This window comes from Actinoplanes sp. SE50/110 (genome assembly GCF_900119315.1).
Taxonomy (GTDB): Bacteria; Actinomycetota; Actinomycetes; order Mycobacteriales; family Micromonosporaceae; genus Actinoplanes.
The window spans coordinates 5,468,825-5,492,845 of record NZ_LT827010.1; the positions used below are offsets into that span (position 1 = coordinate 5,468,825).

Consider the following 24,021-nt stretch of genomic DNA (forward strand, 5'->3'; position numbering starts at 1 on the left):
AGAGTGAAATGTCGAGCCTCGTCGAAGTCACCAAGCCCGCTAGGCGGGACGCCGCCACCGGCCGCACCGTCGCCATCGTCGGCGGCGGCGCCACCGGTGCGCTGCTCGCCCGCGCCCTGATCCGCCGCACCCACCAGGACGTGGTGCTGATCGCCCCGGACGAGGTCGCCGGGCGGGGTGTCGCCTACGGCGCGGCCGAGCCGTGGCACATTCTGAACGCCCGGGCGGGCTCGATGACCGCCGACTTCGACGACCCGCTGGACCTGGTCCGCTGGTGCACCGCGCGGGGCCGCCCCACCCAGCCGTGCGAGTTCCTGCCGCGCTCGGTCTACGGCGACTACCTGGCCGAGCGGTTCACCGAAACGGTCCTCGAGTCGGCCGGCCGGCTGCGTCACCACCGCGCCACCGCGACCGCGCTGCACCGGGAGCACGGCGGCTACGTGATCGTGACCGATACCGGCCCGGTCCGCGCCGACCAGGTCATCCTCGCCGTCGGCAATCCGCCCGCGGCCCGGCTCCCGGGGATCGACGACGCGGCGTACTCCCATCCGCTATTCATCACCGACCCGTGGGCCCCGCGCCCGGAGCTGCCCTCCGACGCACCGATCCTGCTGATCGGTTCCGGTCTGACCGCCGTCGACGTGGCGCTCACCCTGGACGCCGCCGGCCACCGCGGCCCGATCGAGTCGATCTCCCGGCACGGCCTGCTCCCCCAGGCCCACCCGGTGAACGCCCCGGCCCAAGTCCGCCTCGACCTGCCCGCCGATCTCACCCTGCGCCGGTTGCTGCGCCAGGTCCGCGCCACGGTTGACGCCGGCGCCGACTGGATCGCCGTGGTCGACGAGTTGCGTCATCACGCCGACGAGATCTGGGACAGCTTCACCGAAGCGGACCGGGACCGTTTCCTCCGCCACGTGGTCCGCTACTGGGACATCCACCGCCACCGCATGGCCCCGCCGGTGGCCGCGAAGATCGCCGACCTGCGCCGCCGGGACCGGCTGCGTTTCACCACCGGCCGGGTCACCGCCATCAGCCCGGATCCGGCCGGCGGCCTGACCGTGACCACCACCGCCGGTCCGCGCCACTTCGCCGCGGTGATCAGCTGTACCGGACCGGGCCGCCTGCCCGGCTCCGCCACGGCGAACCCGCTGCTCGCCGCCCTGTTCCGGGGCGGCGGCATCCGCACCGCCCCGCACGGCTTGGGCGTCGACACCGACCCGGACGGCCGCGTGTACGACGCGATCGGCCGGATCCGCCCCGGCTTGTGGCTGGCCGGCCCGCTCCGCCGCGGCCGATCCTGGGAGGCGACCGCCGTCCCGGAGATCCGCGCCCAGATCAACCGCCTGGTCACCGCCCTGACTCTGCAGCCGGCCGCCCGCTAGGTGTGCTGTCCAGCCAGGCCGTGCTTGGCCGGCGTCGAAGTCGCGGCGTGACCCGGTGAGCTGGGCGGGGACGGCGACACAGCGGTCGCCTTGCGCGGCTGCTGTCGTCCGCCGAGCTGAAATCCGCCTGATCCAGATATCGGCGCAGCGCCTGCCGAAAGTCTGCTCGCGGGCGGCGGATGCTCGGCGAGCTGCGGTCGGCTGCCATGGGTGTGCTGAGCAAGCGTGCCGCTGGTGCGCCCCGGCGCGACCCGCGTTCAGAGTCCGTTCGCCCAGCGCCACCCTTGGAAGAAGCCGTACTCCCGGTTCGGGTGGAAATACGCCCACGCATGCGCCGGATCCACATACTTTCCGATCTCGGCGAACGCGGCTCGTGCCGCCTTCCTCTGTCCGGTCAGCGTGTAATACAGCGCCACCCAGTGCCGGCACGTCCCGAGCCGCCCGATGCTGGGCGTCCCGGCCCGCCACTTGGCGATGCACCGGTCCACTTCCTGCCGCACCTCCGTCCGGCGGAAGTACTTCCGGCAGTCGCGCAGCACCGCCGCCGAGCGCTTGTCCCACCCGTACTCCTGCATCGCGTACTCGAAGTGCGCGAACAGTGGCAGCAGCACCACATTCGTCCCGTCCGGCGCCGTCTCGGCCACCTCCCGCCCGATCGCGAACATCCTCTCGTGCGACCCGTACCACTTCCGGCACCGCAGGCTGAGCATGTGCAGGTGCAGATCGAAGTTGCCCGGATCGCGCCGCCTGCCCTCCTCGAACACCTCGTCGATCGCCCCGTCCCGGCCCCGCGGACCGGCATACAGCGTGCCGAGCAGTTGCACCCACGGCACCGGGTCCCCGGGAGCCGCAAGGTCGATCGCCCGCCGCACGACCTCGGCCGTCTCCTCCGACAGCCGGTGGAAATCGGCGAACTGCTGCGCCGTCGTGTGCGCCGCCGACGCCGATCCCCGGGCCTGCCGAGCCTGCTCCCTGATCCGGGCGGACAGCATCAGCGTGGCCGCCGGGTCGTCCGGGTGCGCCTCCCGCCAGGCGTCGAGCCACCGCCCGTCGGCCACGGCGAGTTCACCGAGCGACAGGATCCGCGTACCGCGCAGCTCCCAGTCGTCTCCGGCGGCGGCGATCAGCTCCCGCGCCGACTCCCACTCCCCGCGCAGCACGTCCCGCCGCGTCTCCCACAACCCCTTGTCGAGCAGGGCACGCTCGGCGTCGAACTCGGGGACCGCGGGCACGGCCCCGTCGCGAATGGTCCGGAGGAGAAGGCGGGCGGTACGGATCATCGGCGGATCATAGTGGAAACATCGATCCGCCTCGGCCCGTCGTGCCCGCCGACGCCGCGACCTCCCGCACCGCCGCCGCGACCTCCGCGGCATTCCTGCGCAGGATCGCGCCGTGGTTGCTCGGCACCTTGGCGCTCACCTCGATGTTCGGGTTCCGCACGAGCACCTGCTCCAGACTGGTGCGGATCTGCTCCTGCTCGTCCCCCTTGCTGCCGAGTGAAGTCCCGGAAGCCACCACATACCGCACCGGCACGGTGATCCCGTCCAGCACCGGACCGAGCTCCGCGACCCGGGACAGCCGGCCCAGCTCGATGTTGCTCTCCGCCTGCTGCTCCGCCGACATCCGCGGCAACAGCCCGAACGGCCGCAGCACCGGCGCGCACCGGTTGATCCGCCGGAACAGCTTCCGGATCCGCTGCTCGACCGCGTCGTCCAGCCAGTCGTACGGAAAAGCGCCGTCCACCAGTACCAGCCCGGACGTCCGCTCCGGGTGCAGACTCGCCCAGTGCGCGGCCACCACCGCACCGTAGGACCAGGCCACCAGCAGCGGCCGCGCCACCCCGCGCGCGGTCATCACCGCGTCGAGGCCCCGCAGCCATGCCGCGAACGAGTAGTCCCCGGACCGCTCCGACCTCCCGCGGGCGCGTTCGTCGTAGGTGATGTGCCGCCACTGCGGGCCCAGCTCGCGCACCACCCGCCGCCAGTAGGGCTGGGTGGAGAACTGCCCGTTCACATAGACCACCGGCCGCCCGGCGCCACCGGTGTCGGTCACCGCCAGCCTCGTGTCGTCCACCGCCACCATGCCGGACCACTTCGCCACCGTCGCGGACATCGCGCACCTCCCGCATCGCCATCATCGGAGTGACGGTCACCCCGTCACACCGCGAATCTCCCCGACGCCTCTGACACGCGACCGTCACCGCTCTGACACCCCTCCCGGAAGACACTTCCCGGACAGGGTGGATCACCGGACCATCACTTCGCGCGCCGAGACCTTTTCCGCGGCGCGGATGCCGCGATGTGGCACTGTCCTCGCATGAGAATCGAGGCACCGAGTACCGCCCTGATCGCCATCGACCTGATGCCGCGCATCGTGTCGCAGAACATGGGCCCGCACTCCGGCGCCGACGTGGTCGCGCGGTCGCTCGCCCTGGCCGACGCGGTACGAGCGGCCGGCGGACTGGTCGTCCCGGTCCGCGTCGAGCGCCCCGGCGTCGCCGAACAGCCGCCCGGCAGCGGCCTCGTCCCCGAGTTCACCCCTCGCCCCGGCGACCTCGAGATCGTCAAGCGCACCATCGGCGCCTTCCCCGGCACCGGCCTCGAGCAAGCGCTCCGCGACCGCCGCATCACCACGATCATCCTGACCGGAATCGCCACCACGATGGGCGTCGAATCCACTGCCCGGACCGCCGCCGATCTGGGCTTCGACCTCATCTTCGCCGCCGACGCGATGTCCGGCATGACCGAGACGGAGCACCACCACGCGCTCACGGTCACGCTTCCCCGCTTCGGCGAGATCCGTACCACCGCGGAAATCCTCGCCCGGCTCGGATGACCCCCGACACGCCGGCCCCGACGTGGTCCCGGCAGGCGACGCGCCGCGCCACCGCCACCGATCAAAACCACGCCTGCGTACGGGCGGAGCCCACCGCCGCGCCTCACCCCCGACCCCGGACACCTGCCGACAGCTCGACCCCGTGCCGACCCGGGCGCACCGCCGAGACAGCTCCGCCAGGTCACCGGCGCTGTCGGACCGCGCGACCGTCGGGGCGGCGCCGGCAGGTTTTTGTCGTACCCCCGGAGCAGGATGACGGAGTCGGTGAGGACAGGGAGGTTCGACCATGGCACTGCGGGTGGATCTGACGTTCGACTGTGTGCGGGCGCAGGAGTTGGCCGAGTTCTGGAAGGCGGCTCTCGGCTATGCGGACGAGCCGCCCCCGCCCCCGTTTCGGACCCGCGAGGAGTGGGTGGCCTCCTTCGGGGAGCCCGCGGAGGACGCGGGCGGCGGCGCCTGGCTGCACGATCCGGAGGGGCTCGGCCCGAGGCTCTGTTTCCTGGAGGTGCCCGAGCCGAAGGTCGCGAAAAACCGGCTGCACATCGACGTCCGCGTCGGTAGGTACGGCGACCCCTGGCCACGCATCCTGGCCAAGGTCGAGGACCTCCGGGCGATCGGCGGGCGCGTGGTGACCACATTCGACGGCCACCATGTGACGATGGCCGATCCGGAGGGCAACGAGTTCTGCGTGGCCGCCTAAACACGGGGTTCCCGCGCCGTCCGCATCCCGACGTGCCGGCGTTCCGGGCGACCACCAGACGGCGTGAACGGCCCAGACCAACTGACACCCGGCCCCGACTACGGAGGTGACCGAAAGACGACTCAGATCGGACTTTTGAACCGCCTGAGCCACCGGCCCCGCGAGTCAGCGGCGTGCACTCACGACGAAGCGCCGCCGTCCCGAGGATCGGCGGCGTGCACCCACGGAAGCGCCGCCGACCACGCGAGTCAGCAGCGTGCGCGCATGGCAGGACGGCGCGCGCCAGCAGCATGCACGACCCTGTGAAGTGTGACGGGCATGGCGCGCCACCGACACGCAGCACGGCGAGGCGCCGTGCATGCATACACGGCGCAGCAACGCCCGGCGGGCGTGGCAGCACAACGCGGGCGGGCGAGGGGGTGCCGGCGGGCGCGCCAGCAGCGGCCACAGCGGCGCCGGGCGGCAGCCGCGGCGGCGCCGGGCGGCGGGTCAGCGGCGCCGGGCGGCGGGTCAGCGGCGCCGGGCGGCGGGTCAGCGGCGCCGGGCGGCAGTCAGCGGCGCCGGGCGGCGGCCGCGGTGGCGCCGGGCGGCGGGTCAGCGGCGCCCGGCGTCGTCCACAGCGGCACGGGGCGGCGGGTCAGCGGGGCGGCGGCCGCAGCAGCGCGGGGCGGCGGGTCAGCGGCGGGCGTGCAGGGCGGGGCGGCGTTGGCGGGCGAGGAAGAGCAGGCCGCCGCCGGCTACGAGCAGGCCGAGGCCGATCAGGAAGGCCAGCGCCGCGGAGCGGCCGGTGATCGGGAAGGTGCCGCCGGGACGGGCCGGGGTGCCCGGTTGAGCGACGTGGGTCGGGGCCGGAGTCGCGTGCCCGGTGCCGGGCGAGCGGGACGGCGACGGTGACGGGGTCGGTTTGCGGGCCGGCACGGCCACCGTGGAGGGTGCGTCCGCGGTGACGTTGTCCGCGTGCGGGTCGAGCAGGTCGCCGGCGATGTGCGCCTGCGGGGTTCTTTTGCCGGCGGCGATCTGCGCCGCCGTGAGGTGGTACCTGCCGGAGGTGCAGGTTACCGACGCGCCCGGCGGGATCTGGGTGGTGGGGCAGGTGACCGGGTCGGGCAGGCCGGTCACCCGGACATTGATCAGGGTGACGTTGCCGCTGTTCGTGACCAGGACGGTGGAGACCACGTCGTCGCCGGGGCCGAGGCGGCCGTCGCCGTCGTTGTCGGTCCAGACGGCGTTCTGGATGCCGGTCAGTTTCGGGGCCGGCGCGGTCAGCGGCACCGACGTCGACGACCTGTTGGAGGTCACCGTGCGGCCGGCGCCGGGCACGATGCCGTCGGCGTACGCGATGTCGCTGATCGCCGTGGCCGCGTCGATGTCCGCCTGGGTCACCCGGTACAGGTCGGCGGCCACGCAGTCGGTACCGGCGCCGGGGGCGAGGACCCGGTGGCGCAACTGATCTTCGGGGCGCGGGCGTGGACGACGCTGAGCGAGCCGACCGTCACGTTGCCCCGGTTGTAGACCTTGTAGGTGTAGCGCAGCAGGTCGCCCGCGGTGACCCCGGTGTCGACCTCCTCGGCTTCGACCATGTCGGCCTGGGCGGTGACCCGGGTCGTCATCGCGATCTCCAGCCGGGGGTCGGCCGCCACCACCGCCACCGTGCCGTCGACCGGCCCGAACCGGTGCGGGCCGTCCGGGGCGGTCCCGGTCACCGTGACCACCGCGCCGAGTGCCTTGCCGGCGTCCACCTCCTCCTGGGTCACCGTGTGCCCCCGGTCGGAGGTGCAGGTCATGGTTTCGCGGACGGTGAGCCGGTCCTGCGGGCAGGTGATCGTGCCGGTGCCGGTGGCCGCGATCGCGGTGAACGTCTGGTTGCCGTTGTTCACCACCTGGAAGGTCCATGTCAGCCCGTCGCCGACGCCGGCCGCGTCCCGGTGTGCCGCCGGGCTGACCGTGCCGACGACACGGACGTCGAGGGAGGGGACGCCGCGGGTGACCGCCAGCCAGGTGCCGGCCGTCCCGTAGGTCTGGACCGCACCGGTCCCGGCCTGCCCGCGCAGGGTGGCGACGCTGGTCAACGGTTCACCCCGGTCGATGTCGGACTGCAGCACCGTGTAGGTGGGCGTGGTGCACGTCATCGACGCGGCGGGCCGCAGGCTGGTGCCCGGACAGGTCGCCGTCCCGGCCCGGTCGTCGCTGACCGTGATGTTCCGCATGGTCAGGGTGCCGGTGTTGCGGACGGTGAAGTCGACGGCGAACCGGTCACCGGCCTCGACGGCGGCCTGGTGGCCGGCGGGCAGCACCCGCAGCGCCGCGGTGGCCAGGGCGGCGGCCGCGTTGCCGCTGCCGACCGGCACGCCGGCAGTGGCCGTGTCGTACGTGCCGGGGACCGGGACGCCGGGGGCGCGGGCCTGCACCCGGGCGGTGCCGCTCAGCGGGGCCGCCGCGTCGTAGTCGTCCTGGGTGACGATGTACGACGGCCCGCCCGTGCAGCTCATCGTGGTGTTCACCGGCAGGGGCACGTTGGGGCAGGTGCCGGGCCCGGTCAGGGTGTCGGTGATCGCCACCCCGTGCATGGTGACGTTGCCGCCGTTGTGCACCTGGTAGGTGAAGTACACCTGGTCGCCGGTCTGCGCGGCGGCGGCGTGCCCGGCCGGTGTCACGTGCGGGATGCTGGTCAGGGTGAGTGCGGGCGCGGCCGCGACGACCGGCACCGGCGCGTTGCTCTCGGCGCTGGCCGGCATGTGCCCGGGTGCGACGCTGAGGGCGTCGACGATCGCGTCGTTGCGGATCGGCACGCCGGCGTCGATGTCGGCCTGCCCGACGGTGTACGACGTCGACGACGAGTGGCAGCCCATGGTGGCCCCGGCCGGCAGCACCGTTGCGGGGCAGGTGACGGTGGCCGCTTTGGCGTCGGTCACGCCGAGGTTGTCCAGTTTGACGTTGCCGAGGTTGTCGACCGTGTAGTCGTAGCCGATGGTGTCGCCGAGCCGGACCGGTCCGGCGGTGCTGGCCGCCACGGTGATCCGCAGCGCCGGCACGGCGGCGGCCACCTGCACGCCGCCGGCCGGTGAGGTGAAGGTGACCGTGCTGCCGCCGCCGGCCGGCACGGTGGTGACGGTCGCGACGTTGGTGACCGCCACCCCGGCGTCGACGTCGGCCTGCACCACCGTGTACCCGGGGCTGGCGGTGCAGGTCATCGAGTCACCGATGGCGAGTGTCGGGTGCGGGCAGGTCACCGTGTCACCTTTGGTGTCGGCGACCGCGATGCTGTCCATCTGCACGTTGCCGTTGTTGGTCACGGTGTAGCCGTAGGTGATCAGGTCGCCGGCCGCGGCGGCGTTCTGCCGGGTCGGGTCGCTGACCGTGGAGGACAGCAGGACGGACAGCGAGGGTTGCGGCACGGCGACCGCGACGCTGCTGCTCAATGCGGCGTACGTGGTCGGCAGCACCGCCGCGGTGTTCTGCGCCTGGACGCTCAGCGCGTCGGTCAACGGCACGTTCGCGACCACGTCCGCCGGAGGCCGCGGTGGCGCCGGTCCCGGCCCGGACCCGCACGGTGCGGGCCACCGAATCGTATTCGCCGGTGTCGCCGTCCGCGTTGTCGCTGATCGCGGTACTGGCGGAACCGGTGATCGAGCGGATCGAGCCGGGCACGAACGTGGTGCCGGCCGGCAGCGTGTCGCTGAGCACGGAGAATTTCGCCGGGTTGCCGCCGCGGTTGTCCGCGTTGACCGTGTAGGTGAGCACGTCGCCGACGTTGGCCGTGGCCGCGCTGACCGAGGTGGTGGTGAGCAGGCAGGCCGCGGTGCCGAACGAGATGCCGTCCAGGAAGTTGCCGTAGGTGGGCTTGTTCTGCGCGGCCGACACCGACTCGAAGGCGAACCGGGTGGTCGTCTGGCCGGCCGGGACGGTGTAGTTCATCGACCAGGTGCCCCACGCGGTGGCCACGTCGGAGAGCGTCGAGCCCTGCTGCACCAGGGCGCCGCCGGCCGGGCCGATCCTGACGGCCATCACGTCGGTGCCGAGCCGGCCGCGGTGCCGCAGCTCCCAGCGCAGCGTCTGCCCGGGCGTGGTGGCGACATCCTGGTACAGCGTGGAGACGTAGTTCGCGTTCAGCTCGACGAACTGCACCCCGGTCGCGGCGTTGAAGCCCTGCCGGACCTCGTGCCACAACTCGAAGACGTGGTCCGGCGCGGTGGTCTTCCAGCCCGGCATGTCCGGACCCTCGTTGATCAGCGACATCGAGTTCGCCGCGATCGCCGGGGACTCGAAGTCGCCGTTGATCAGCGTGACGCCGGGCGCGCAGGTGGTCTGCGCCGCCCGGGCCGGGCGCGGCCGGGCGGCGGGCACCGTCAGACCGCACAGGATCAGCAGGAGCAGCACCGTGAGGCGGCGCGGACAGCGTCGTAGGACCACGAGGCCCTAACCTAATGCCGCAATCTGGGCTTTATTCGTGTTTCTCCGTAATCATCCTATCTTTACCACACGTGCCCATTCCGGCGGCCATTGGGTGAGCGGCTCGCGGCGCCGGAACAGCCCGATCACCGTGCGGCACGGCGGCTGCCGGCTCGGCCACGGCGTCCAGCCGTCGGTCAGCGCCACGATCACGTCCGGCCGGGTCCGCAGCGCCTGGCGGAACCCCTCCCGCAGATCGGTCCCGCCACCGCCGATCAGGGGAATCCCCTCGGCCCGGCACAGTGGATGCGCCACCCCGGCCGCCGCGTCGCACGCCACCACACTGACCAGACCGCGGCGTCCGCCGACCGCCCGCCCGATCGCGGCGACCTCGAGCAGGGCGGTGCCGAGTTCCTCGTCGCTCACCGACCCCGACGTGTCGATCACCACGCACACCTTCGGGGGGCTGCGACGCAGGGCGGGCAGGATCACTCGCGGCAGGCTCGCCGCCCTCCGGGCCGGTTTGCCGTACGCGTAGTCCTCCCCCGCCCCGCGCGCCCCCGCCGCCGCGCGCACCGCCGCCCCGAGCAGCTCCCGCCACGGCTGCGGCGGATGGAACGCCTCCTGCGCCCAGCGCCGCCAGCCGTCCGGCACGTTCCCGGGCGCCCCGCTGATCGACTGGGCCACCCGGAACCGGACCGCGTCGCGCTCCTGATCGGTGAGTCCATGCGCACCGTCCGGGCCGAGATCCCACTCCCGCTCCGCGCCGTCCGCCCCGCTGCCGCAATCGAACCAGGTGTACGCGTCGGTATGCCGGCCCAGCCGGAACTGCCCCAGATAGTCCTCCATCAACAGCCCCGGCGGCAGCCGCAGATCGACCGGACGGACGGCCCCGGGCGGGCACGGCAGCCCGTCCCCGTACACGTCGTCGTTGATCTCGCAGTCGGCGGCGAGGTTCATCCGCAGCCGCTCCCCCGGCCCGCGCAGATCGCGCTCGCGGGCATAGCGGTCGCCGCGGCCATGGTGGTCGCGCAGCAGGTGCGACACCTCGTGCACCCAGACCGAGGCGAGCTCCGCCAGCGGGGTCCGCGCCACGAACGCCGGCGAGACGTAGCACCGCCAGAACCGGTCGACCGCCATCGTCGGCGTACGCGGTGACTCGACCACGGTCAGCGCGAACAGCGCGGAAGCCAGGTAGGGGCGGGCCCGCACGGCGAACAGCCGCGCCGCGTACAACTTCTCGGTGTCCGCTTCCGATAGCCTCATCGGCCCGCCAGCCGTGCCACGCCGACGGCACCGGCCAGCTGTTCGATGCCGGCCGGCAGCGGCCAGTCGTCACGGCGCAGCTCGGCCAGGTTTCCGGCGGGCACCACCAGCAGGTCCGGCGCACCCGTCGCCAGAGCCTTGACCAGCACCGCCCAGGCGGCATCCCACCGGTCCCGGTCCGGGTTGCGCCGGACCGCCTCGACCACCCCGTCGAGGACGGCCTGCCGCAGATCCCCGCGTTCGGGCAGCACGGCCCCCACCGGATCGGCGAGCAGCGCCTCCGGGTCGGGCAGGTCCATCCGGTCCAGGGTGGCCAGCAACTCCAGGCCCGGCCCGTCCCCCACGACCCCGCGGACCAGCATCGACAGCACCTCCCGCGAGGTACCGGCGGCCATCCCGAACGCGATCAGCCGCACCGCCATGTCCCAGGTCCGCGGCGACGGCCACGCACCGCCGCGCTTCGACTCCGACTGCGGAATCTGATGCACCAGCTTCGGTCGCACGGTAAGCAGGTCGGTCACCGCTTTTCGGGCGTACGTCACGGCTTGCGCCAGCCGCGCCCGGTCGAGCCGGGGCAGCGCCGCCCGCGGCCACGTCCCGCCCAGGCCGCGCACCACCACCTCGTGGTCGAACGTCCACTGCAGGTGCACGAACCGGTTCGCCAGCGGCGCGCTCAACTCCCACCCGTCCGCGGCCGATCCGCGCGGATTCGCGGCGGCCACGATCCGCACCCCCGGCGGCAGGGTGAGCGCGCCCACCCGGCGTTCCAGCACCAGCCGCAGCAGGGCCGCCTGCACGGCCGGCGGCGCGGTCGACAACTCGTCGAGAAAGAGCAGGCCACGGCCGCTGTTCGCGAGCCGGACCGCCCAGTCGGGCGGCGCCATCGGTACCCCCTGGGTGGCCGGGTCGGCGCCGATCACCGGCAGCCCGGAGAAGTCGGTCGGCTCGTGCACGCTCGCGATCACCGTGGTCAGCGGCAGGTCGAGGGAGGCGGCGAGCTGGTGGAGCGCGGCGGTCTTGCCGATCCCGGGTTCGCCCCAGAGCAGCACCGGCAGATCGGCGGCGACCGCCAGGGTGAGCGCCTCCAACTGGATGTCCGGACGCGGCTCGGTGGTCGTGTCGGCCAGCAGGCCGATCAGTTCAGCGGCGATGTCGAGAGTCATGTAGTCAGTCACCTCAGGGGTCGTTGGGGGGCCTCCGCTCGCGGAGTTTCCGGTTCGGTTCGTCGTGGCCACGTTTCTTGTCTTCGTGGCCGCCGTGCTGTTCTTGCCTGTGTGCCCGCGTTGCTGTTCTTCTTCGCGGGCGCGCCGCCGTCCTTCTTCGCGGGCGCGCCGCCGTCCTTCTTCGCGGGCGCGCCGCCGTCCTTCTTCGCGGGCGTGCCGCCGTCCTTCTTCGCGGCCGCGTAGCTGTCCTTCTTCGCGGCCGTGTTGCGTTCGATGCGCTTCCTGCGGCGGGCGCGCGGCAGGGGGTCGTCCGGTGGCGGGCAGCGGCCGGCCAGACCGGAGCGGTACAGGCCGTAGGTGACGTACCGCTGTCCGGCACGCTCCAGCTCGTCACGCAGCGGTCCGTCGCGCAGCACCGCAGCCGGGCCGAGCAGGCACTCCACCGCCCGCATCGCGCCGGCCAGATTGCCGTGATCGAGGCGGGCCCGGATGTCGTCGAGATCCTCCGGGTGCCGGATCGCGTCGTCGATCACCCGCAGGCAGGGCAGCGGCGGGCCGCCGAACGCCACCAGGATCTCCTCCCGGCGCAGCTCATCCGGATGGTGATCGATCGCGGACAGCACGCCGTCGACGAGCTCGATGCGATGCCGTTGCCCGCGGCAGTCGACCAACCGCGGACCGGAATCCCCGGCAGCCACCGCCCGAACATGACTGCCCGGCGCCAGCGACTCGGCGACCAGAGGATGCAGGTGACCGGGTTCGATCAGGCCGGCACGCAGCAGTTCCAGATCGGGTGGCACCCGGGTGGCGGCGTCGGGCAGCAGCAGACCACCACCGCCGGCCGATGCACCGGCGGCCGGCAACAGTTGACGGATGTCGCGCGCGTGAAGACGTACCAAAACTGCTTCGTCGGCCGGGGCGACCGCCTGCCTAAAGTGGCCGGGCGGCGCTTCCGTCGCCGCGGACCATGCCTGGCCGGCCACCCCGAAGGACGATGCCTCCGCCGCCGCGGACCATGCCTGGCCGGCCACCCCGAAGGACGACGCCTCCGCCGCGGCGGACCGTGCGTAGGCCGCTTCAGCGCGGCGCAGAATGTCCGCCTCCGCCTGCCAACGGTGCATCGCCAAGCCGTCCGGGTCACCCGGCCAGGTGGCCGCGCCGCAACGTTCGTGCAGCTCAGCGGCGTGACGGGCATCCCAGAGGTGCCGGTGCAGGTCGAGGCGGAACCGGCGGTGCGGCCGCGGGTGCGGATGCACCCGGGAATCGTCGCCGCGAGCCTCGTCGCCGGTGCCGCCCCACAGCGAAAGCGTCAGCCGCTGGTCGGCGTCGGCCCAGGCCGGAGCGGTGCGGGCGACCAGCACCAGCCGCGGGCCGTAACGAGCCAGCGCGACGGTGAGGCCGGGCCGGAGCAGCCCGGACTCGACCCGCGGGAAATGCCAGCGCAGCAGGTCCGGTGCGAGATGCCTGAGGTCGGCGCGGATCCCGGCGGCCAGCTCACGACCGTGCCGGCGGGCCACGGCCCGCAGGTCCAGGTTCACCTCGACCCGGGCCGCGGCGCAGGCACCGAGCCAGTCACCGACAAGGCGGCGGGCGGTAGCGGTTTCGATCATCGACGGCGGGACAGCGAACTCGCGCACGCGCCGCCAGGCAAGGAGACGGGGAAGCCCGTCCACGACAGGGTGCATCAGCACTCACTCGGCGTGGACATGGCCCCCTCTCCGGAAGAGGAGGTCTTCATCGCCGGGGAGCATACACCCTCCGGGCAGACCCCGGCGACCCCGTTTCCTGTACTACCGTCGGGCGCGTGCTTCCCGCCCAGACAGACCGCCCGCGGCTCCGGGTCGTCATCGGACACGCGCCCGACGGCAGTCCCGTCCACCTCGACCTGCGCGAAGCCGTCGACGGCGGTGTGGGGCCGCACGGCCTGATCACCGGGAGCCTCAGCGGGGCTCTGCTGAGATCGGTGCTGCTGGGGTTGGCCACCGCGCACACCCCGGACGAGGCGTCGTTCGTCCTGGTGGACGCGACCACCGACGGCACGCTCGCCGAGTTGGAACGGCTGCCGCACACCGAAGTGCTGCTCGACGCACGCCCGTTCGCCCACTCCGCCACACCAACCACCGCCACGCCGAGCACAACCGCACCGCCCGCGACCGCCGCACCGCCCGCCGCACCGCCCGCCGCACCGCCCGCGACCGCCGCACCGCCCGCCGCACCGCCCGCGACCGCCGCACCGCCCGCCGCACCGCCCGTGACCGCCGCACCGCCCGCCGCACCGCCCGCGACCGCCACACCGCCCGCCGCACCGCCCGCGACCGCCGCACCGCCCGCCGCACCGCCCGTGACCTCACCGTTCGCGGCGGTGCCGATCGCACCGCCGGCCGCACCGCCCGCCACCGCACCGCTCGCGGCGGTGCCGACCGCCGCTTCCCCACCTGCCACCGCATTCGCCGCCGCGGCGCCCGGGGGCGGGTCGCTTCTTCCGGGCGGGAGCGGGTTGTCGCTGCTGCCGCGGCTGGTCGAGGTGCTGGAAGGCGAACTCGCCCGGCGGAAACGGATGCTGGTGGCGGCCGGGTGCCGGAGTCACAGCGAATATCTGCGGCAGGTCGGCGGCCGGGTGCCGATGCCGGCGCTGATCGTGGTGTGCCATGGATTCGCCGCGCTGTTCGCGGCGAGCCCGGCCCTGCTCGAGGTGATCCGGCAGATCGGCTGGCTCGGGCGGGCCCGCGGGATCCACCTGGTGCTGGCCGATTCCGGCACTGAGACGCCGCAAACGTATGAACTGGACGGTTACCTCTCCTACCGGATCACCCCCGGGCTGCTGCGGATCGGCACCGATCAGCGGATCCCCTTCCAGCCGCCCGCCCACGCCGCGGTCACGATCGACCACGCGGCGCCGGGGCCGGCCCACCCGATCTGGCTTCCGCCGCTCGGCCCGGCACCCGCGCTGGACGAACTGGGCGGTGCCGTCGTGTCCGATCCTGATCACGGCTTGCGCTTCGCCGACGAGACCCTGCGCGGGGCGCTGCAGGTACCGATCGGGATCCTCGACAAACCACGGGAACAGGCGAGGGACATCATCTGGCTCCCGGTCGCCGGGCACGTCGCGGTCGTCGGTGGCCCGGGCAGCGGCAAGACCACGATCCTGCGTACGTTGACAGCTTCGCTCGCGTTGTCCCACACGGCGCCCGAGGTGCGCGTACTGGCGCCGGAAGCTCTTGACTGTCGCCGGATCTCCCTGGTGAGGGACATCCGGGACGATCTGAAGCGGGAGCTGTACGCGCGCCTGGACGACCCGCACGGAGACACGGTGCTGCTGATCGACGGGTGGGCGGAGTTCTGGGACGAGCATCCGAACTGGCACGACCTGCTGGTGGAGATCGCCCGCAAAGGCGCCGGGCGCGGTGTCCACCTGGTGGCCACGGCGTCGCGCTGGACCGAGTTCCCGCCCGCCGTCACCGATCATTTCGGGTCACGCCTGGAGCTCCGCCTCGACGACCCGGCGGCGTCCGCCGTGCACCCCGCCGGCGCTGCGACCGTGCCGCCCGCCCGCCCGGGCCGCGGCATCATCCCGGCACCCGGCGGCTACCTGCACTTCCAGGCCGCCCGCCCGGTGCTGAGCAGAAGCCACGGGCCGGCCATCCACCCGGCCACGGCCGCCACGCGCCCGAAGCCGACCCCGACCGACGCGCACCCCGGCCCACCCACCCGACCGGTCCCGGCCAACATGGACCCCGGACTGCCCACCCAATCCACCCCGACCGACGCGCACCCCGGGCTGCCCACCCAACCCACCCCGACCGACGCGCACCCCGGTGCGCCGACCCGGCCGGCCCCGGCTGCCGGGCATCCTGGGCTGGCGGTGGGCACGGAGGTGGATCTGCTGGTCGCGCTGGCCACCGATCACTGCGCGGAATGCGGCTTCACCCATGCGACCGTAGCTCCCGCCGCGCTGCCCGGGCGGCTGCGGGCGGCCGGCTCGCTGTTCGCCGCGGCGCTGCTGCAGGCCGGTGACCTGCGGCTGCGGCCCGCGCCGGCGGTGTGGTCACCGCTGGAATACACCTGTCACGTCCGGGACGTGCTCCGTGTGCAGCGGGAGCGCCTGGCCTTGGCGCTCGCCGAGGACGAGCCGGTCTTCGCGCCGATGGGCCGCGACGAGCGGGCCACCCTGGACGCCTACAACACCCAGGACCCCCACACCGTCCTGTCCGAATTGGATCAGGCCGCCGCAGCCCTGGCCGATGCTTTCGCCGCGTTGGCACCGGAGGAGTTGAGACGCTCCGCGACATACAGCTGGCCGGAGCCCGCCACCCGCAGCATGCTGTGGGTGGGCCGGCACACGGTCCACGAGATCGTCCACCACCTTCTCGACATCTCCCGATCCGCCGCCTGAACCCGGACCAGCCCGGAACGATCCCACCCGGCCGGCGCCCTCACGGACGGACCGGCCACCGGCCGGCCCCGCCCCCGACAGACCCGCCACCGGTCGGCCCCGTCCCCGACAGACCCGCCACCGGCCGGCCCCGCCCCCGACAGACCCGCCACCGGCCGGCGCCGTCCCGGACAGACCCGCCACCGGCCGGCCCCGCCCCCGACAGACCCGCCACCGGCCGGCGCCACACCGCTGCCTGTCGGCCGGATCGATGTGAGGTCCGATTTCCGCCGGAAATGCTGCCGGTGCGGTCGCACGATGGGCGGCATGGAATTCAAGGTGCACGCGTTGCCGCTCGATGTGTTGAAGCGGGCGCGCCAGGACAGTGTGGGCGGGCAACCGGAAGTCGTGCGGATCGTCGCGGGGGGCGGCGAACCGCTGCGTTGCTGCCTCCGCGATGCACTGGCCGGCGAAGTGTTGGTGTTGTTCCCCTACGCGCCGCCGATCCCGCCGAGCCCGTACCGGGAGGCCGGGGCGGTCTTCGCCCACGCCGCCGGGTGCACCGGGCCCGCGGGTGACGGCTATCCCCACGGCTGGCGGGGGCGGCCACAGGTGCTGCGAGCCTACGATCCGCGTGGCTGGATTCATCCGAACACCCGGGTGCACGACGGGACCGACCCGGAGGGCGTGCTCGCCGAGATGTTCGCCGACCCGGACGTCGTCCAGGTGCACAGCCGGAACGTCGCCTACGGCTGCTTCATGTTCGCCATCACCCGCGCCGCGACCTGAGGCGAACTTTCACGAGCCGCCGACAGACGGGAGCTGAACCCGGCTCGCGGCGACGGGTTCCGTGACCGGACCGGACCGACGTGCCGGCCGGCGCGGGGGTGCGGACCCGGCGGTGGCCCCGCAGCCGGCCGATCCGGCGGACCTCTCCCTGTCCATTCCGGATCCCAGTCCGATCCCGAACGGGCGACTGTTTATCGCGCGACAAGATGACTGATGACTATAGTCGGTTCATGGGGAGACACCTGATGGGCGCCGGCGAGATCGCCAAGCGGCTGGGGCTCAGCCGGCAGCGTGTGCAGCAGCTCGCCGAGCGGGATGACTTCCCGTCGCCCTTCGACGAGCTGGCGATGGGCCGGGTCTGGCTGATCCCCGACATCGAGGCGTGGATCCGGCAGCAGCGGACCGGAGCGCCGCCGCCCGACCGGTGAGTGACGCCGATCCTGTGGGTGGTTAACTGGCGGGCATGGGGCTGTTCACGGTGGCGGAGGCGCGCGCGGAACTGGCCCGGCTGCGGCCCGTCCTCGACGAGATCGTCACGCTGCGGGCCGACATGGTGGAGCTGTCCGCCGCGCTGGTGCCGGGTGGTGAGCCGACCACGCTGGGCGGCCTGCCCGAGCGCAAGGCGGCCGAGGCCCGCCTCAACGAGCTGATGACCACGATCCAGGAGTCGGGCGCCGAGCTGAAGGGCGTCGCTCCCCTGCTCCTGGACTTCTCCGCCGACCTCGACGGGAGCCCGGTCCTGCTCTGCTGGCTGGAGGGCGACACCGACCTCGCCTGGTATCACCGCCCCGACCTGGGCATTGCCGGCCGCCGCCCGCTGCCCCCCGACGCCGCCTGACACCCGACCGCCGCATACTGCGAGCCGACGCCGCCCGACACTCACTGCGAGCCGACGCCGCCCGACACCCGACCGCCACACATTGCGAGCCGACGCCGCCCGACACCCGACCGCTGCCGGAGCCTCCGGGCCGCCCGGGCGAGGGCGGTCGGCAGCCGCCCGCGGCCGCAGGCATCGCAGGTCACCGACCGCCGCTAACGTCTCGCCGCCGTGATCCCCACCGGGCCCGGCTGCGTGTCGCAGCCCGTCGGATCGGCGGCGCGGACCGTGTCGCGGCCGGCGGCCTTGGCGGCGTACAGGGCGGTGTCGGCGCGCCCCAGCAGGCGTTCGCAGGACTCGGCGCCGTCCCACACCGCGTACCCGATGCTGCAGGTTTCCGTGCCGGGCGTCGACTCGCGCAGCCGGTCCAGGATCGCCGCCGCCTCCTGCGCGGTACTGTCCGGGAGGGCGACGACGAATTCCTCACCGCCCCAGCGGGCGATCAGATCGCCGGACCGCAGCTGGGCGCGGAAGGCCGACGCGGTCGCGATCAGCAGTTCGTCACCGGCGAGATGACCGTACGTGTCATTGAACCGCTTGAAATGGTCGAGGTCGGCGATCGCCACGGTGAGCGGGCGTCCGTCCGTGCGGGCGGCGACGAGAAGTTCGGCGAAACCCGCCTGCCAGGCGCGCCGGTTCGACAGGCCGGTCAGCATGTCGGTGTACGCCATCCGTTCCAGCCGGCCGAGCAGCCCTTCGTGTTCCAGGGCGAGGGCGGTCTCGTCGGCGAGCAGGGCGACCGCCCGGGCCCGCAGGTCGCTGACCGAGGAGATCCGGGCCTGCCAGCTCACCACGAGCAGCGCGACCACCCGGTCGTCGGCGATCACCGGCTGCCACATCATCGAGCTGGCGTCGACGAGCCGCAGCAGGGCCGCCGACACCCGCGGGTCCTTGCCGGGGTCGGCGAGGAAGACCGGCTGCCCATCCCGGTAGACGGCGGCGATCATGGAGGTGCCGTCCATCGGCACCCGGGTGCCGATCACCGGGACGCCGACCCCGCCGGTGGCGACCAGGTCGGTGCCGTCGGGTTCGAGCATGGTGACCGAGTCGGCCTCGGCGAGTTCCCGGACCGCTTCGATGATGGTGCCGCGGGCGTCCTGCCGGGTGCGGATCCGCCGGGAGGCCACGGACACCGCGGCCAGCAGCCGATCGGATTCCCGCAGGGCGCGTTCGGCGAGGTGCCGGTCGGTGACGTCGTGCAGGTGAAGCAGCATCCAGCGCCGCTTGTCGCTGCGGTCCGGCGCCCCGGTGCGGCCCACCGTCAGCCACACCCAGCGCACCGACCCGTCCGGCCGCACGAACCGCATCGACCGCCCCGCCGCACTCTCCTGCCCGCCGTCGACGGCAACGCCGGCGCCGGCGGCAGCCGAGGCCGGGTGCCCGCCGTCGCCCGGCTCCGGCGCGACGGGCCCCTCCCCGTCCGGGGTGAGGTAGGCGTGGGCGCTGGCACCGACGAGTTCGCTCGCGGGCTGCCCGACCAGGTCGCAGAACGCCGGGTTGACCGCGACCAGCATCCCGTGCTCGTCGGCGACGGCCACTCCGGCCGGCGAGGCCTGGAACAGGCTCTCGAAGCGTGCGAGGACCACCGCGAGCTGGTCCCGTGCCGATTTCAGGTCCCGCTGGCGACGCCGCAGCGCCTCGTGCAGGATCGCGCCGAGCACCACCGCCACCAGCAGCTGCCCGCCGTAGAAGCCGAGCTCCGGCGTCCGCAGCCCGTGCTGCAGCATGACGACCGCGGCCCAGCCGACGCACCCGAGCAGGGCGGCGCGCATCGCGATCCGCCGGTCCGGCACCGCGCCGCCCACCCCGACGAGGGTGAGCAGCAGCGTCGTCGTGTGATGGAGCTCTCCGGTCACCGCGACCTGCGCCACGGCGTCGATCATCGGAAGATACGCCAGTTTCTCCCAGGCGCGCCCAGGCCGGCCGAAACCCCGCCGGACCGCGCCGAGCGTCGCCGCCGCGAACAGCAGCACGGCGGTCGCCGCGGCCAGCCCGCTCAGCACCACCCGGGCGACCCCGCTGAGCAGCATCAGGTTGGCCACGGTCAACGCCACGTAGTACGTCGCGAGAGCCCCGCGCCGCCACCGTGCCGCCGGGGCGTCGTCGGGTTGCCCCGACCCCCGGCGAGCCGTCCCGCCGCCCAGACGATCGTGGTGCCGGTCAGCCTTCACGGTTTCCTCCCCTGCCGCCCAGCCTTGTCGGTCAGCCGGGACCGAAGCTGAGAGAACAGCGCCCCACCACGGCACCGCCGCACCTCCCGGAAGGCCGCGACCGCCCGGCCCGGACCGCCGCAGCGCCCCGGGCCGGGCGGGGATCACACGCCGAGCAGATCGGCCACGGCCTCAGCCGCCACCGGGAAGGCGGCCAGCAACGGATCCGGCCCGGCGACCACCAGCGGATCCGACCCGGCGACCGGCAACGGATACGACCCGGCGGCCGCCAGCGGATCGGGCCCTCCGGCCGGCTCCGGGAACGCGGCCCAGGACGCCGGCACCCCCAGGAGCCCGGCTACCGCATCCGTCACCGCCGGATGCGCCGCCAGGAACACGCTGACCGGCCCGCGATCGGTCCGCGCCGAGGCCGGCGGGAACAGCCTCGGCGACGGCGCGAGCCAGGGCGGAGTCCAGGAGTCCAGGGCGGCCAGTGAGCCCGGGAAGGTGCGTCCGGCCTCCCGGGTCAGCAGGGGCAGCAGGTCACCGCCCTGCCGCCGCAACGTGGTGATCAGCCGGGGCAGCCAGGGCAGCAGGACCGGGTCGGGCAGTCGGGCGAAGGCTTTCGACAGGGTTTCCACGACGAACGGTGCCAGCCGGGGAACCGGTTCGAGCGCCTGCACGAAGCCACTCACGTACTGCGGGAAGGCCGGCACCACCAGCGGGTTGCCGAGCAGTTCGTCGACCCGGTCGCGCAGGCCGGCCAAGGGCAGGTCGCCCAGCTGGTGGCGGGCCGCCCAGAGCAGGGCCAGCTTGGCCGGCGACTCCGGATGGGACTGCCGTACGGCGATCTCCAGCTGGGTCCGGTCGCAGCCGAGGGACAGCGCCAGGCTTTCCATCCCGAACAGGAAGCCGAGCATCGCGCCCACCTGCCGGACCCCGGTCTCCTCGTCGACGAACGCGGTCGGCAGCAGCGTGCAGTAGTGCGCGTAGCCGGAGGTGACGAACCGCTCGCACCAGGACGGCAGGGCCGGCGTGGTGGCCCGGTAGTGCCCGAGCAGCCGCCGGATCCGCTGCAGCACGGCGGGGGCGTCGTCGACGGTGCGTTCGGCGGACAGCAGATGCACGGCGCGGTTGCCGAGGTCGTCGGTGAGCCGGGGGCTCTGCAGGAACAGCATCGAGTCTTCGACGGCTTTGAGGGCGGTGGCCGCGGTCGCCTCGGGGTGCCACGCGTCGCGGCGCAGGCGGTGCTCCAGGACCTGCTCGACGGTGACGCCCTCGTAGCCCAGCTCGATGATGCTGCGCTGGTGCCGGCCCAGGTCGAGGTCCCAGCTTTCCTGGATGGGCTTCTCGCCGAGCCGGCGGCTGCCCATGATCGGCCGGACGGCGTGGTCGGGCAGCAGGTAGCGCAGCATCCACAGCAGCTGGGAGCAGGCGGCCAGCTCGGGCCGGGCGGCCAGGTCGAGCAGCGCGCGCTGGATGCTGCGTTGTTCCAGGTTGAGCCCGAGCGGGGCGAGCCGGTCGTGGACGTCGCGGGCCAGCGGGGGCAGCGCGTCGTAGCCGACCTGGCCGACCCGGTCGCCGCCGAGCAGGATTTCGCAGAGCCGCCGGACGTCGCGCCGCCCGGGGACGGTGTCCTTCTCGATGCAGGTGACCGCGGCGTCCTGGAAGTCGTACGGCGTCGGCCGGGCCCGCCCGCGCATCCCGGCGAGCAGGATCGACGTCTCGAAGACCGCGATCGCGTCGGCCGTGCTGGCCAGGTATCCGTTGCGGCGGGCGAGCCGGACGATGTCGACGCACCAGCCGCGCAGCTCGAGTTCGTCGAGCCCGTCGAGCACCGGTGGCCCGGCCAGATAGTCGGTGAGCTGATCGGTGACCGGCTGGGTGCCGGCCACCGGCAGCGGCAGCGGGCGGCCTTTCTGCCCGTCCAGGCGGAACGGCTTGAGCCGGGACCGGAGCAGCTGTTTCTGCCAGGTGGCGGCCGCGATCGACACCGAGCCGGCGGCCAGCCCGAACTGCGCCTCGATCGCCGAGTGGCTGGACGGGATCAGACCGTACAGCCAGGTGGTCCCGGTCCGCGGGGTGATCGCGAAGTCGGGGGTGCCCGGTGCGGAGCCGACCTCCGGCAGCCGGCTGGCCGCGTGGAAGGCGCCGCAGATGTACATGCCGTCGGCCGGGTCGATGTGGTGCTCGGCGAGGTGCGCGCGGATCCGGGTCCACATGTAGCGTTCCCGGTCCTCGTCGCCGGCGAAGCGGCGGGTGTCGTGTGGCGCGAGCCGCCGGAACAGGCTGCCGATCATGATCATCACCTGGCGGTACGTGTCGTGCCCGGCCCCGGAGAGGGGCTGCTCCACGTACTGGTCCCACCACTCCGACCAGTGCCGCACCCGGCCGTGGTGCAGCAGGTGCTCCTCCAGCTCGGCGAAGCGCGGCCGCAGGTCGCCGATCTCCACCCCGACCGCGTCGCCGTGCAGGTCGTCCTCGGGCTCGGGGCCGGCCTCGGGGGTGGCTTCCGGTTGCCACTGGAAGACGTGGTCGGCCGAGCGGTCGACGAGCACCAGGGTGACGCCGGGGGTGTTCAACGCGTACGCGACGGCCTGGTATTCGGCGGAGGCCTCGGTGATCGGCGCGATCACCGACAGCGGCGCCGATTCCGGCGGGAAGCCGTCCAAGCGGGAGGCGAAGGCCTGCAGTGCCACCGGCAGCCTGCAGTTGCGCAGCTCGGTGAGCAGCGGCTGCAGGTCCTCGCACAGCTCCAGATAGATGACCCGGGGCTGTTTCTCGCGCAGCCGTCGGAGCATGGCCAGCGCCGAGGCCGGCGAGTGGTGGCAGACCGGGAAGATCTCCAGCGGCTCGCGCAGCGCGTGGTCGACATCGTCGACCATCCCGGCCAGGATCTCGGGAAGGGCGTCCGGTCCGCCGCCGAGGGCCCGGGCGGCGCCGAGCAGCTGCTCGCGCAGGGCGTCGAAGGCGGTCATGACAGGGTGGCGATCGCCTGGCGGCCGCCCTCCAGGAAGCCGGTCCACTCGCCGCTGTGCTCCCTGCTGCGCGGCTCCACGACACCGTGCCAGTACTTGTTGAGGATCGCCAGATCCTCCGGGCTGCGCCGGGCGAGCGAGCCGACCAGTGACCCGGCCAGCGCCTGCGAGGTGAGCGTGCGGGCGCCGAAGAAATTGCTGTGCAGGATGGCGTCCTCCAGCACGCCGATCTGCTCGGCGGTGGACAGTGCCGACTCGAGCCGCTCGTCGTCGCTGCTCGCCGCGGCGGAGGCGGCGCGCAGGTCGGCGAAGCTCTGCAGCAGCACGTCGAGCAGGGTGGGCGGCACCTCGAGCTCGATGTTGTGCCGGCGCAGCAGCTCCTCGGTGCGGAACCGGACGATCTCCGCCTCGCTCTTCCTGTTCGTCACGACCGGGATGCGGACGAAGTTGAACCGGCGTTTGAGCGCAGAGGACAGGTCGTTGACGCCGCGGTCGCGGCTGTTGGCGGTGGCGATGATGCTGAAACCGGGCTTGGCGAAGACGATGTTGTCGTCGTCGAGCTCGGGGATCGACACGTACTTCTCGGAGAGGATCGAGATCAGCGCGTCCTGCACGTCGCTGGTGGAGCGGGTGAGCTCCTCGAAGCGGCCGATCACGCCGCCCTCCATGGCCGTCATGATCGGCGACGGGATCATCGAGGCCCGGGACTGGCCCTTGGCGATCACCATCGACACGTTCCACGAGTACTTGATGTGGTCCTCGGTGGTGCCGGCGGTGCCCTGCACGACCAGTGTCGAGTTGCGGCTGATCGCGGCGGCGAGCAGCTCGGCCAGCCAGCTCTTGCCGGTGCCCGGGTCGCCGATCAGCAGCAGGCCGCGGTCGGAGGCGAGGGTGACGATGGCCCGCTCGACGAAGCTGCGGTCACCGAACCATTTCTGCGGGATCTCCCGGTCGAGGCCGTCGGCGCGTTCCGAGCCGAGGATGAACAGCCGGACCATCCGGGGGCTCAGCCGCCAGGAGAACGGCTTGGGGCCGTCGTCGACCGACTCGAGCCAGTCGAGCTCGTCGGCGTACTTGACCTCGGCGGGGGCGCGCAGCATGTCACTCATGGGTTGTCTCC

16 protein-coding genes and 1 pseudogene are annotated in these 24,021 nt (G+C 73.2%); 7 read left to right on the forward strand and 10 right to left on the reverse strand.

The features are described 5' to 3' along the window. Positions 1-8 precede the first annotated feature (8 nt). Entirely contained in the window at positions 9-1,382 is a 1,374-nt protein-coding gene (locus ACSP50_RS24590; protein WP_014691989.1) for an FAD/NAD(P)-binding protein, read from the forward strand. A 257-nt stretch (positions 1,383-1,639) separates the two neighbouring features. Here ACSP50_RS24590 and ACSP50_RS24595 read toward each other — a convergent pair whose 3' ends face one another. Both ACSP50_RS24595 and ACSP50_RS24600 read right to left on the reverse strand, forming a co-directional pair. Next, a complete protein-coding gene (locus tag ACSP50_RS24595) occupies positions 1,640-2,662 on the reverse strand; it encodes a hypothetical protein (protein WP_014691990.1) in 1,023 nt (340 codons plus the stop codon). Between the two features lie 7 nt (positions 2,663-2,669). Beyond that, positions 2,670-3,494, reverse strand: a complete 825-nt coding sequence (locus tag ACSP50_RS24600) for an alpha/beta fold hydrolase (protein WP_014691991.1) — start codon at positions 3,492-3,494, stop codon at positions 2,670-2,672. Positions 3,495-3,698: 204 nt separating this feature from the next. On the opposite strand from ACSP50_RS24600, the gene ACSP50_RS24605 reads away from it, so the two are divergent. Then, positions 3,699-4,217 carry an isochorismatase family protein gene (locus ACSP50_RS24605; protein ID WP_043512101.1) on the forward strand — a complete coding sequence of 173 codons (519 nt, stop codon included), beginning with the start codon at positions 3,699-3,701 and terminating at the stop codon, positions 4,215-4,217. Between the two features lie 286 nt (positions 4,218-4,503). Next, the gene (locus ACSP50_RS24610) at positions 4,504-4,917 is read left to right on the forward strand and encodes a VOC family protein (protein ID WP_014691993.1); all 414 of its coding nucleotides are present in this window, start codon (positions 4,504-4,506) and stop codon (positions 4,915-4,917) included. Between the two features lie 675 nt (positions 4,918-5,592). Here the strand turns inward: ACSP50_RS24610 and ACSP50_RS24615 are convergent. From ACSP50_RS24615 to ACSP50_RS24640, 5 genes and pseudogenes are all read right to left on the reverse strand, one after another. After that, the gene (locus ACSP50_RS24615) at positions 5,593-6,321 is read right to left on the reverse strand and encodes a hypothetical protein (RefSeq protein WP_014691994.1); all 729 of its coding nucleotides are present in this window, start codon (positions 6,319-6,321) and stop codon (positions 5,593-5,595) included. Positions 6,322-8,151: 1,830 nt separating this feature from the next. Beyond that, a complete protein-coding gene (locus tag ACSP50_RS44205; RefSeq protein WP_155123615.1) occupies positions 8,152-9,327 on the reverse strand; it encodes a DUF11 domain-containing protein in 1,176 nt (391 codons plus the stop codon). Between the two features lie 51 nt (positions 9,328-9,378). Beyond that, positions 9,379-10,572: a VWA-like domain-containing protein gene (locus ACSP50_RS24630; protein ID WP_014691997.1), complete on the reverse strand. Its 1,194-nt coding sequence runs from the start codon at positions 10,570-10,572 to the stop codon at positions 9,379-9,381. After that, entirely contained in the window at positions 10,569-11,735 is a 1,167-nt protein-coding gene (locus ACSP50_RS24635) for a MoxR family ATPase (protein WP_014691998.1), read from the reverse strand. Before ACSP50_RS24635 ends, ACSP50_RS24630 begins: the two co-directional genes overlap by 4 nt. A gap of 311 nt (positions 11,736-12,046) precedes the next feature. After that, positions 12,047-13,420: pseudogene (locus ACSP50_RS24640) on the reverse strand (hypothetical protein); the annotation flags it as partial. A gap of 119 nt (positions 13,421-13,539) precedes the next feature. Here ACSP50_RS24640 and ACSP50_RS24645 point away from each other — a divergent pair. From ACSP50_RS24645 to ACSP50_RS24660, 4 genes are all read left to right on the forward strand, one after another. After that, positions 13,540-16,128: an FtsK/SpoIIIE domain-containing protein gene (locus ACSP50_RS24645; protein WP_080128002.1), complete on the forward strand. Its 2,589-nt coding sequence runs from the start codon at positions 13,540-13,542 to the stop codon at positions 16,126-16,128. Positions 16,129-16,434: 306 nt separating this feature from the next. Continuing rightward, complete coding sequence (locus ACSP50_RS24650) at positions 16,435-16,896, forward strand: DUF1203 domain-containing protein (RefSeq protein WP_231956709.1); 462 nt, start codon at positions 16,435-16,437, stop codon at positions 16,894-16,896. Positions 16,897-17,126: 230 nt separating this feature from the next. Then, positions 17,127-17,324: an AlpA family transcriptional regulator gene (locus ACSP50_RS24655; RefSeq protein ID WP_099343864.1), complete on the forward strand. Its 198-nt coding sequence runs from the start codon at positions 17,127-17,129 to the stop codon at positions 17,322-17,324. A 35-nt stretch (positions 17,325-17,359) separates the two neighbouring features. Next, a complete protein-coding gene (locus ACSP50_RS24660; RefSeq protein ID WP_014692003.1) occupies positions 17,360-17,734 on the forward strand; it encodes a DUF2203 domain-containing protein in 375 nt (124 codons plus the stop codon). A gap of 194 nt (positions 17,735-17,928) precedes the next feature. Here the strand turns inward: ACSP50_RS24660 and ACSP50_RS24665 are convergent, their stop codons facing one another. The 3 genes from ACSP50_RS24665 to ACSP50_RS24675 form a co-directional block, all read right to left on the reverse strand. Beyond that, positions 17,929-19,944 carry a diguanylate cyclase gene (locus tag ACSP50_RS24665; protein ID WP_014692004.1) on the reverse strand — a complete coding sequence of 672 codons (2,016 nt, stop codon included), beginning with the start codon at positions 19,942-19,944 and terminating at the stop codon, positions 17,929-17,931. Between the two features lie 143 nt (positions 19,945-20,087). Continuing rightward, positions 20,088-22,901 carry a DUF5682 family protein gene (locus ACSP50_RS24670; RefSeq protein WP_080128003.1) on the reverse strand — a complete coding sequence of 938 codons (2,814 nt, stop codon included), beginning with the start codon at positions 22,899-22,901 and terminating at the stop codon, positions 20,088-20,090. Next, the gene (locus ACSP50_RS24675; protein WP_014692006.1) at positions 22,898-24,010 is read right to left on the reverse strand and encodes an AAA family ATPase; all 1,113 of its coding nucleotides are present in this window, start codon (positions 24,008-24,010) and stop codon (positions 22,898-22,900) included. Before ACSP50_RS24675 ends, ACSP50_RS24670 begins: the two co-directional genes overlap by 4 nt. Positions 24,011-24,021 lie beyond the last annotated feature (11 nt).